This is a genomic window from Kitasatospora sp. NPDC048365, from assembly GCF_043200835.1.
Lineage (GTDB): Bacteria > Actinomycetota > Actinomycetes > Streptomycetales > Streptomycetaceae > Kitasatospora > Kitasatospora terrestris.
The window spans coordinates 1-11,146 of the sequence record NZ_JBICYJ010000090.1 but is presented as its reverse complement, the minus strand read 5'-3'; the positions used below and the strand labels follow the sequence as shown (position 1 = coordinate 11,146).

At 71.6% G+C, this 11,146-nt stretch carries 5 protein-coding genes; all 5 read right to left on the bottom strand.

The window, feature by feature from the left end:
• Nucleotides 1–199: 199 nt before the first annotated feature.
• On the bottom strand, nucleotides 200–424 hold the full coding sequence (locus ACGFX4_RS40850; RefSeq protein WP_393086217.1) for a trypco2 family protein: 225 nt from the start codon (nucleotides 422–424) through the stop codon (nucleotides 200–202).
• 143 nt (nucleotides 425–567) lie between these two features.
• Nucleotides 568–4,185, bottom strand: a complete 3,618-nt coding sequence (locus tag ACGFX4_RS40845) for a tetratricopeptide repeat protein (protein ID WP_393086215.1) — start codon at nucleotides 4,183–4,185, stop codon at nucleotides 568–570.
• A 310-nt stretch (nucleotides 4,186–4,495) separates the two neighbouring features.
• Nucleotides 4,496–7,561, bottom strand: a complete 3,066-nt coding sequence (locus ACGFX4_RS40840) for a tetratricopeptide repeat-containing serine protease family protein (RefSeq protein ID WP_393086213.1) — start codon at nucleotides 7,559–7,561, stop codon at nucleotides 4,496–4,498.
• Nucleotides 7,562–7,617: 56 nt separating this feature from the next.
• Nucleotides 7,618–7,776, bottom strand: a complete 159-nt coding sequence (locus ACGFX4_RS40835; RefSeq protein ID WP_393086219.1) for a trypco2 family protein — start codon at nucleotides 7,774–7,776, stop codon at nucleotides 7,618–7,620.
• Nucleotides 7,777–7,870: 94 nt separating this feature from the next.
• A partial coding sequence (locus tag ACGFX4_RS40830; protein WP_393086211.1) for a tetratricopeptide repeat protein occupies nucleotides 7,871–11,146 on the bottom strand: 3,276 nt, incomplete at its 5' end.

Sequence of the window (11,146 nt, the reverse complement as noted above, 5' to 3'; positions counted from 1 at the left end):
ACCGGCCGCCGTCCGGGTCCAGACCTTTCAGGACGTGGTCGGCGGTCAGCACCAGCCTGGGTGCGACCAGATACCCCGTCCCGAACCCCTTCCCGTCCTCACCCTTGAGGGCTACCCGGATCTGCACCCGGCGATCCAACTCCAACGAACACTCCCCCTCAAACCCCCGGCCACCCGCCCCACTGGTGGACCGGTATGGCTACTCCCTGTCGCGGACCTCGACGTTACCGCCGCCAGTCTGCTGAGGGGTCAGCTTCATGTGCACCGTGTGGGTGGCCTCGCTACCGCTCTCCTTCCTCCCGCCCAGACTGATCACGCTCCACTTCAGCCCGCCGTTCACACCCTTCGCACCGGTCAGCTCCAGACCGAGGTCCAGGGTGATCTCCCCCATCGAGAACCGCACACCCTTGTCACCCCCGCCCACCGGGTCCGCGATCCGACGCTGCGCCTCGGCAATCTGATGTGTTCGCGGAGTTCCCAGACCGCACCGTTGAGCAGCGTGCGTACCCGATCCGGACCGACGCTGTCGTCGCCGCCTCGGCGGACCAGCCAGACGGCAGGTACCGGTCAATAGTGAGACCCCGGCGGTAGAGGATTCTCTTCGAGCCAGCGTCGGACGGTTGCTGCGTCCTGTGGGCGTCCAAGCGCGTCCAGCACTTGCGCTTGCAGGTTCAGCACCGCGTGGAGTCGCGGCAGTAAGGAGGGCGTAGTGACGATGTGAGCCCGATAACACTCCACAGATGCGCTTGTGGCACGTAGCGCTTCAGACAGATCACCGCCGCGCGCCATGAGCAGGGCCCAGATGGTCAGTGAGGTGGCGAGGTCGGGTTCGTAGGCGGCCGGGTTCGCGGCCGCCAGCCGCCGGTAGATGTCCACGGCCTGCTCGGTGGCGGTCAGGGCCTCGACTCGCCGCCCGGCCTCCGACAGACCGTTGCCGAGGTTGGTCAGCGAGGCGGCGAGGTTGGGTTCGTAGGCGGCGGGGTTGTCGGCGGCCAGCCTCCGGTCGATGTCAACCGCCTGCTCGATGGTGGTCAGGGCCTCCGCCTGCTGCCCCGCCTCCGACAGCCGGATGCCGAGGTTGGTCAGCGAGGCGGCGAGTTCGGGCTCGAAGGCGGCTCGGTTGCCGGCGGCCAGCCGCCGCCGGATCTCTACCGCCTGTTGCTCCGCGGTCAGGGCCTCCGCCCGCCGCCCCACCTCCGACAGGCGGATACCGAGGTTGGACAGTGAGCGGGCGAGGTCGGGTTCGAAGGCGGCGGGGTTCGTGGCGGCCAGCCGCCGCCGGATCTCCACTGCCTGCTCGGTGGTGGTCAGGGCCTCCGCCCGCCGTCCTGCTGCCGACAGATGAGCACCGAGGTTGGTCAGCGAGCGCGCGAGGACGGGCTCGAAGGCGGCCGGGTTCGCGGCGGCCAGCCGCCGCCGGATCTCCACCGCCTGTTGCTCCGCGGTCAGGGCCTCCGCCCGCTGCCCCACCTCCGACAGATGAGCACCGAGGTTGGACAGCGAGGCGGCAAGGTCGGATTCGAAGGCGGCGGGGTTCGCGGCGGCCAGCCGCCGCCGGATCTCCACTGCCTGCTCGGTGGCGGTCAGGGCCTCGGCCCGCCGCCCCACCTCCGACAACCGGATGCCGAGGTTGGTCAGCGAGGCGGCGAGGTCGGGCTCGTAGGCGGCTCGGTTGGCGGCCGCCAACCGCCGCCGGATCTCTACCGCCTGCTCGGTGGCGGTCAGGGCCTCGGCCCGCCGCCCCACCTCCGACAACCAGACACCGAGGTTGGACAGCGAGGCGGCGAGGTCGGATTCGAAGGCGGCGGGGTTGGCGGCCGCCAGCCGCCAGTAGATCTCCACCGCCTGCTCGCTGGTGGTCAGGGCCTCGGCCCGCCGCCCCACCTCCGACAACCGGATGCCGAGGTTGGTCAGCGAGGCGGCGAGGTCGGATTCGAAGGCGGCGGGGTTGGCGGCCGCCAGCCGCCGGTAGATCTCCACCGCCTGCTCGCTGGTGGTCAGGGCCTCCGCCTGCCGCCCCGCCTCCGACAACCAGATGCCGAGGTTGGTCAGCGAGGTGGCGAGGTCGGGTTCATAGGCGGCGGGATCCTCGTGTGCGAGTTCCCGGTGGGTCTGGGTGAGGGTGGCGGTGAGCCGCAGGGCGAGCGGGTTGACGATGCGGGAGGGGTGCGGGAGTGCGGCGGAGGCGGCCCGGAGGGCCTGGTATGAAGGGGGGACGTCGTTCAGGGCCGCGTCGAGGGTGCGGAGTACGTCGTCGCTTTCGTCGGTGCGGTGGGCGTTGTAGTGGGCGATGGCGGCGCGGGCCAGGACGGTGATGGTCTGGGCCTGTTGATCTGGGCCGGCTGCGTTGAGGAGGGCGGGTAGTTCGATGCCGCCCTTCATCAGGGTGCGGGTGGCGTGGTACTCGGCGATGCGGTCGGGTTGGAGCGAGCCCCAGTAGCGGTCGGGGTCGGCCGGGTACAGGCGGGCGAGCCACGCTGCGGTGCGCGCGGTCTTGTCTGCGGGCATGCCCGGGACCGTGGCGAGAACGCGGGTGGCGCTGCTGGAGGTGGCGGCACCGCACAGGGCCGCGATGGCGACGGTGGCCTTCAGGGTGGTGGTGTCCAGGCCGAGTTCGAAGGCGTCTGAGTCTGCGCTGTCTTTCCAGAAGCGTTCCTCGTGCTCCAGCAGGATCTCCTCGGCCGGGGTGCCGGGAGCAGTGGTCGCGGGGCGAGGGCCGTGCTGGAGGAGGGCGACCAGGGCGGTCATCTGCAGGGTGAGGGCGTTGTCGTAGCGGGAGTGGGCCAGGTCGTCCACGGGGCGGATCGAGTCGGCCAGGGCCGCCCAGTCGTGGTCGGACACGCTGGGGACGCGAGGGAGTAGGAGCGCCAGGTCGCGGGCGGCGTTGCGGAAGTCGATGGTCCGGTCTCTCTCTGGCCGGTCAGCGGCCTGGAGCGGGCCGAGGGGGACAGCGGGGGCCGAAGTCAGGAGGCGGCGGACGGGCGGGGTGGCACTGAGGGTGTCGGTGCGCCATTCGCCGTCGGAGCGGGCGAGCAGCAGCAGGCGGACGCGGTGACGGGTGGTGTGCAGGTGGGTGACGAGGCGGCGTAGGAGGCGGGGACGGGTCTCGGCGTAGTCCACGACGAGGAGCAGCGGAAGCGCGGTGCTCAGGGTGGTGAGGTCGGGTGGGGTGTCGTGGTCGGTGAGGTCGGAGCGCAGGTGGCCGGTGACCCAGTTCTCTCGGCTGAGGGTGTCGGTGAGGTGGCGGGCGAGGCGTGTTTTGCCCTGGCCGCCGGGGCCGGTGATCACGCGGATCGCGATCTTGGCCGGGTCGGTGGTGCACCAGGCATGCAGGTCGGCGAGTTCCCGGTCGCGGCCGTGGAAGGCGACGGCTTCGGTGTCGGCGCGCAGCAGGCTGGCGGGTGAGTCCAGGTCGCGGTCGGCGGCGGCGGGTTTGAGCAGGTGGGCGGGTTCGCTGGGTTCGAGGACCGGGTTCCAGCCAGTGTGCTCGGTGATGAGTCGGCGGAACTCGGAGGGCCGACCCTCACGGTCGGTGAGGAGTCGGCTGATGGGGGTGGCGGTCAGGCGGGTTCCGCCGTCGGCCTGGCGGTCGTGGCGGACGATGCCGCACAGCAAGTCGCCTCCGAAGCCATCGTCGACCAGGACCGCCGCCCCGGACATACCGGACCACCGGGTGCCGCCGTTGCTCGGAGGGCTGGCTGGCACAGGGGTGACGCTGGAGACCTCGTAGCGGCCGGCCAGCGCCCCGGTGCCCGGGGCGATCCGGCCCTCCAACTGCTCGTCCAGGCGGCCCCACTTGCTGTCTTTCTGCAGGCGTGGGAAGCCGGTCAGGGCGACCGGGTGGGATGGGGTGCCGATGAGGCGTCCGTAGCGCTGGGGCGGCTTGGCGACCAGGTCGGACAGGGACTCGGGGACGGGCCAGTCGCAGTCGGCGGCGATCTCGACCAGCGAGGCGTCGACTTCGTCATCCCGCTGCCGCCAGATCACCGTCGCCGGGTACTCCCGCTCGCCCGCGTCCGGCTGGCACACCGTCACCGCGAACCGGCCGCCGTCCGGGTCCAGACCTTTCAGGACGTGGTCGGCGGTCAGCACCAGCCTGGGTGCGACCAGATACCCCGTCCCGAACCCCTTCCCGCCCTCACCCCGCAGAGCCACCCGGATCTGCACACGCCGGTCGAACTCCAACGAAGACTCCCCCGATCCCGGCCAGCCGCCCCGCCGGCCAACCGGTTCGGCTACGGCTACTCCCTGTCGCGGACCTCGACGTTACCGCCACCGGCCTGCTGGGGAGTCGGCTTCACGTGCACCGTGTGGGTGGCCTTGGTACCGCTCTCCTTCTTCCCACCCCAGGCTGATCACGCTCCACTTCAACCCACCGTTCACACCCTTCGTACCGGCCAGCTCCAGACCCGGGTCCGTTGAGCAGCGCGCATACCCGATCCGGACCGGCGCTGTCGTCGCCGCCTCGGCGGGCCAGCCGGACGGCGGGTACCGGTCAATTGCGGGAACCCGGCGGCAGAGGGTTCTCGTCGAGCCAGCGCCGGACGGTTGCTGCGTCCTGTGGGCGTGCAAGCGCGCCCAGCACTTGCACTTGCAGGTTCAGCACCGCGTGGAGTCGCGGCAGCAGGGAGGGCATAGCAACGATGTGAGCCCGATAACACTCCACGGCTTCACCCGTGGCACGCAGCGCTCCAGAAAGATCACCTCCGCGCGCCATGAGCAGGGCCCAGATGGTCAGTGAGGCGGCGAGGTTTGGTTCGTGGGCGCCTGGGTTGTCGGCCGCCAGCCGCCGTCGAATCTCCACCGCCTGCTCGGTGGCGGTCAGGGCATCCGCCCATCGCCCCGCACCCGACAGACGGTTGCCGAGGTTGGACAGCGAGGCGGCGAGGTCGGGTTCGAAGGCGGCCGGGTTGCCGGCCGCCAGCCGCCGGTAGATGTCCACCGCCTGCTCGGCGGCGGTCAGGGCATCCGCCCATCGCCCCGCACCCGACAGACGGTTGCCGAGGTTGGACAGCGAGCGGGCGAGGTCGGGCTCGAAGGCATCGGGGTTGCCGGCCGCCAGCCGCCGTCGGATCTCCACCGCCTGCTGTTCTGCGGTCATCGCCTCGGCATGGCGCCCGGCCTCCGACAGACGGATGCCGAGGTTGGACAGTGAGGCGGCGAGGTTGGGTTCGAAGGCATCGGGGTTGCCGGCCGCCAGCCGCCGGTAGATGTCCACCGCCTGCTCGGTGGCGGCCAGGGCCTCCGCCCGCCGCCCCGCATCAGCCAGACGGTTACCGAGGTTGGACAGCGAGGCGGCGAGGTCGGGTTCGAACGCAGCTGGTTTGTCGGCGGCCAGCCGCCGACGGATCTCCACGGCCTCTGCGGACGCGGTCAGGGCCTCGGCTCGCTGGCCCGCACCCGATAGATGTGCGCCGAGGTTGGACAGCGATGTGGCGAGGTCGGGCTCGAAGGCGGCGGGATCCTCATGAGCGAGTTGCCGCTGGACGTCCGTGAGGGTGGCGGTGAGCCGTACGGCAAGCGGAGTGATGACGAGAGTGGGATGTGGGAGTGCGGCCGTGACGGCCCGGAGGGCCTCGTAGTGGAGGGAGAAGCCGTCCAAAGCCTCGCTGAGGGTCCGCAGAACGTCGTCGCTGTCGGCAGTGCGGTCGGCGTTGTAGTGGGCGATGGCCGCCCGGGCCAGGACGGTGACGGCCTGGGCCTGTTGACCGGGGTCCGCGGTGGCGAGGAGGGCAGGCAGGTCAACGTCGTACCGGGCGAGGGCGCGGGTGGCGTGGTACTCGGCGATGCGGTCGGGTTGGAGGGAACCCCAGTGGCGGTCGGGGTCGGCCGGGTACAGGTGCGCGAGCCAGTCGGCGGTGCGCCTGGTCTTGTGGGTGGGCACCTCCGGGAGCGCCGCCAGGACGCGGGTGGCGGCGTCGGAGTTGTCTGCGCCGCACAGGGCCGCGACGGCGACGGCGGCCTTCAGGGTGGCGGTGTCCAGGCCGAGTTCGAAGGCGTCGGCGTCGGCGCTGTCCTTCCAGAAGCGTTCCTCGTGCTCCAGCAGGATCTCCTCGGCCGGGGTGCCGGGTGCGGCGGTTGCGGGGCGCGGGCCGTGCTGGAGGAGGGTGACCAGGGCGGTCATCTGCAGGGTGAGGGCGTTGTCGTAGCGGGGATGGGCCAGGTCGTCCGCAGGGCGGACCGTGCCGGCGAGCGTAGCCCAGTCGTGGTCGGGCACGCTGTGGACACGCGGCATCAGAAGAGCAAGGTCACGGGCGGCGTTGCGGAAGCCGGTGGTCCGGTCCTGGGCGGTCCGGCCGGCGGGTTGGAGCGGGCCGAGTGGGACGACGGGGGCCGCGCCCAAGAGGCGGCGGACAGGCGGGGTGGCGCTGAGGGTGTCGGTGCGCCATTCACCGTCGGAGCGGGCGAGCAGCAGCAAGCGGACGCGGTGGCGGCTGGCGTGCAGCTGGGTGACGAGGCAGCGCAGCAGACGGGGGCGGGTCTCGGCGTAGTCCACGACGAGGAGCAGCGGAAGCGCGGTGCTCAGCGGGGTGAGGTCGGGTTCGGGGTTGCGGTCGGTGAGGTCGGAGCGCAGGTGTCCGGTGATCCAGTTCTCTCGGCTGAGGGTTTCGGTGAGGTGGCGGGCGAGGCGTGTCTTGCCCTGTCCGCCGGGGCCGGTGACCACGCGGATCGCGATCCTGGCCGGGTCGTCGGCGCACCATGAGCTCAGGTCCGCGAGTTCTTGGTCGCGGCCGTGGAAAGCGACGGCCGCGGTGTCGGCGCGCAGCAGGCTGGCGGGTGAGTCCAGGTCACGGTCGGCGGTGGCTGGCTTGAGCAGCTTTACGGGTTCGATGGGTTCGAGGACCGGGTCCCAGCCGGTGTGCTGGGTGATGAGCCGACGAAACTCGGACGGCCGGCCCTCACGATCGGTGAGGAGGCTGCTGATGGGGGTGGCAGTCAGGCGGGTGCCGCCGTCGGCCTGACGGTCCTCGCGGACGATGCCGCACAGCAGGCCGCCGCCGAAGCCATCGTCGGCCAGGACCGCCGCCCCGGACACGCCGGACCAGCGAGTACCGCCGCTGCTCGGAGGGCCGGCGGGCACCGGGGTGTCGCTGGTGACCTCGTAGCGGCCGGCCAGCGCCCCGGTGCCCGGGGCGATCCGGCCCTCCAGTTGCTCGTCCAGGCGGCCCCGATCCTCGTCCTTCTGCAGACGCGGAAAGCCGGTCAGGGCGACCGGGTGGGAGCGGGTGCCGATGAGGCGTCCGTAGCGCTGGGGCGGCCTGGCGACCAGGTCGGACAGGGACTCGGGAACGGGCCAGTCGCAATCGGCGGCGATCTCGACCAGCGAGGCATCCACCTCGTCGTCACGCCGCCGCCAGACCACCGCCGCCGGGTACTCCCCCTCGCCTGCGTCCGGCTGGCACACCGTGACCGCGAAGCGTCCGCCGTCCGGGTCCAGGTCGTCCAGGACGTGGTCGGCGGTCAGCACCAGTCTCGGTGCGACCAGGTACCCCGTCCCGAAACCCTTCCCGTCCTCACCCTTGAGGGCTACCCGGATCTGAACCCGGCGATCAAACTCCAACGAACACTCCCCGATCCCGGTCAGCCGCCCCCGCCGGCCAACCGGTACCGGTACGGCTACTCCCTGTCTCGGACCTCGACGTTACCGCCACCGGCCTGCTGAGGAGTCAGCTTCACGTGCACCGTGTGGGTGGCCTTGCTGCCGCTCTCCTTCTTCCCACCCAAACTGATCACGCTCCACTTCAACCCACCGTTCACACCCTTCGTACCGGCCAGCTCCAGACCCAGGTCTGTTGAGCAGCGCGCATACCCGATCCGGACCGGCGCTGTCGTCGCCGCCTCGGCGGGCCAGCCGGACGGCGGGTACCGGTCAATTGCGGGATTCCTGAGGCACAGGATTCTCGTTGAGCCAGCGCCGGACGGTCGCTGCGTCCTGCGGGCGTCCCAGCGCGTCTAGGAGCGATGCTTGCAGGTTCAGCACCGCGTGGAGTCGCGGCAGTAGTGAGGGCATAGCGACAATGTGAGCCCGGTAACACTCCACGGCTGCACCCGTGGCACTTAACGCTTCAGACAGATTACCTCCGCGCGCCATGAGTAGGGCCCGGATGGTCAGTGAGGTGGCGAGGTCGGGTTCGAAGGCGGCCGGGTTGGCGGCCGCCAGCCGCCGGTAGATGTCCGTTGCCTCCGCGGCCGCGATCAGGGCCTCGGTCCGCTGCCCCGCCTCCGACAGGCGGTTGCCGAGGTTGGACAGCGAGCGAGCGAGGTCGGGCTCGTAGGCGGCCGGGTTGTCGGTGGCCAGCCGGCGCCGGATCTCCACCGCCTGCTCGGTGACAGTCAGGGCCTCGGCCCGCCGCCCCGCCTCCGACAGGCGGTTGCCGAGGTTGGACAGCGAGCGAGCGAGGTCGGGCTCGTAGGCGGCGGGGTTGCTGGCGGCCAGCCGGCGCCGGATCTCCACCGCCTGCTGCTCCGCGGTCAGGGCCTCGGCCCGCCGCCCCGCCTCCGACAGACGGATGCCGAGGTTGGACAGTGAGCTGGCGAGGTCGGGCTCGTAGGCGGCCGGGTTGGCGGCCGCCAGTCGGCGCCGGATCTCCACCGCCTGCTCGGTGACAGTCAGGGCCTCGGCCCGCTGCCCCGCTTCCGACAGGCGGTTGCCGAGGTTGGACAGCGAGGCGGCGAGGTCGGGTTCGTAGGCGGCCGGGTTGGCGGCCGCCAACCGCCGGTAGATGTCCGTTGCCTCCGCGCCCGCGGTCAGGGCCTCAGCTCGCTGGCCCGCCTTCGACAGACGGATGCCGAGGTTGGTCAGGGAGCCGGCGAGGTCGGGTTCGTAGGTGGCCGGGTTGGCGGCCGCCAACCGCCGGTAGATGTCCGTTGCCTCCGCGCCCGCGGTCAGGGCCTCAGCCCGCCGCCCCGCCTCCGACAGACGGATGCCGAGGTTGGACAGCGAGCTGGCGAGGTCGGGCTCGTAGGCGGCCGGGTTGTCGGCCGCCAACCGGCGCCGGATCTCCACCGCCTGCTCGGTGACAGTCAGGGCCTCAGCCCGCCGCCCCGCATCCGACAGATGAGCACCGAGGTTGGACAGCGAGGTGGCGAGGTCGGGTTCGTAGGTGGCCGGGTTGGCGGCCGCCAACCGCCGGTAGATGTCCGTTGCCTCCGCGGCCGCGGTCAGGGCCTCAGCCCGCCGTCCCGCACCCGACAGATGAGCGCCCAGGTTGGACAGGGAGCCGGCGAGGTCGGGCTCGTAGGCGGCCGGGTTGGCGGCCGCCAACCGCCGGTATAGGTCAACCGCCTGTTCGGTGGTGGTCAGGGCCTCAGCCCGCCGCCCCGCATCCGACAGATGAGCGCCCAGGTTGGACAGCGAGACGGCGAGGTCGGGCTCGTAGGCGGCGGGATCCCTGTGTGCGAGTTCCCGCTGGACGTCCGTGAGGGCGGCGGTGAGTCGTAGGGCGAGCGGGTTGACGATGCGGGAGGGGTGGGGGAGTGCGGCGGAGGCGGCCCGGAGGGTCTGGTCGGAGAGTGGTACGCCGTCCAGGGCCATGTCGAGGATGTGAAGTACTCGGTCGCTGTCTGTGGTGCGGTCGGCGTTGTAGTGGGCGATGGCCGCGCGGGCCAGGACGGTGACGGTCTGGGCCTGTTGGCCGGGGTCCGCGGTGGTGAGGAGCGCGGGCAGGTCGACGCCGTACTGGGTAAGGGCGCGGGTGGCGTGGTACTCGGCGATGCGGTCTGGCTGGAGCGAGCCCCAGTAGCGGTCGGGATCGGCCGGGTACAGCTGCGCGAGCCAGGCGGCGGTGCGCGCGGTCCTGTGGGCGGGAATCGTAGGCAAGGTTGCCAGGACGCGGGTGGCGGCGTCGGAGGTGGCGGCTCCGCACAGGGCCGCGACGGCGACGGCGGCCTTGAGGGTGGTGGTGTCCAGGTCGAGTCTGAACCCGGGGGCCTGCGCGCTGTCCTCCCAGAAGCCTTCTTCGTGCTCCAGCACGATCTCCTCCGCCGGAGTGCCGAAAGCAGTGGTCGCGGGGCGCGGGCCGTGCTGAAGGAGGGCGACTAGGGCGGTCATCTGCAGGGTGAGGGCGTTGTTGTAGCGGGGGTGGGCCAGGTCGTCTGCGGGCCGGACCGAATCGGCGAGAGTAGCCCAGTCGCAGTCGGGCACGCTGGGGACCTGCGGGAGCAGCAGCGCCAGGTCACGGACGGCATGCCGGAAGTCGATGTTGCGGTCTCGGGCGGGACGGCCGGCGGGCTGGAGCGGGCCGAGCGGAATGACAGGCGCCCCGGCCAGCAGGCGGCGAACCGCCGGGATGGCTTTGAGGGTGTCGGTGCGCCACTCGCCGTCGGAGCGGGCGAGTAGCAGCAGGCGGACGCGGTGGCGGGTGGTGTGGAGGTGGGTGATCAGGCGGCGCAGCAGGCGGGGGCGGGTCTCCGCGTAGTCGACGACGAGGAGCAGGGGCAACGCGGTGGTCAGGGGGGTGAGGTCGGGTGGAGTGTCGTGGTCGGTGAGGTCGGAGCGGAGGTGGCCGGTGATCCAGTTTTCTCGGCTGAGGGTGTCGGTGAGGTGGCGGGCGAGGCGTGTTTTGCCCTGGCCGCCGGGGCCGGTGACCACGCGGATCGCGATCTTGGCGGGATCGTCGGCGCACCAGTCGTGCAGGTCGGCGAGTTCGCTGTCGCGGCCGTGGAAGGCGACGGCTTCGGTGTCGGCGCGCAGCAGGGCGGCGGGTGAGTCCAGATCGCGGTCGACAACGGCGGGTTTGAGCAGCTTTGCGGGTTCGATGGGTTCGAGGACCGGGTCCCAGCCGGTGTGCTCGGTGATGAGCCGGCGGAAATCTGAGGGCCGACCCTCACGGTCGGTGAGGAGTCGGCTGATGGGGGTGGCAGTCAGGCGGGTTCCGCCGTCGGCCTGACGGTCTTCGCGGACGATGCCGCACAGCAGGTCGCCGCCGAAGCCATCGTCGACCAGGACCGCCGCCCCGGACATACCGGACCACCGGGTGCCGCTCGAAGCAGGCGGGCCGGCGGGCACCGGGGTGTCGCTGGTGATCTCGTACCGGCCGGCCAGCGCCCCGGTGCCGGGGGCGATCCGGCCCTCCAGTTGCTCGTCCAGTCGGCCCCGCTCGAGGTCTTTCTGCAGGCGCGGGAAGCCGGTCAGGGCGACCGGATG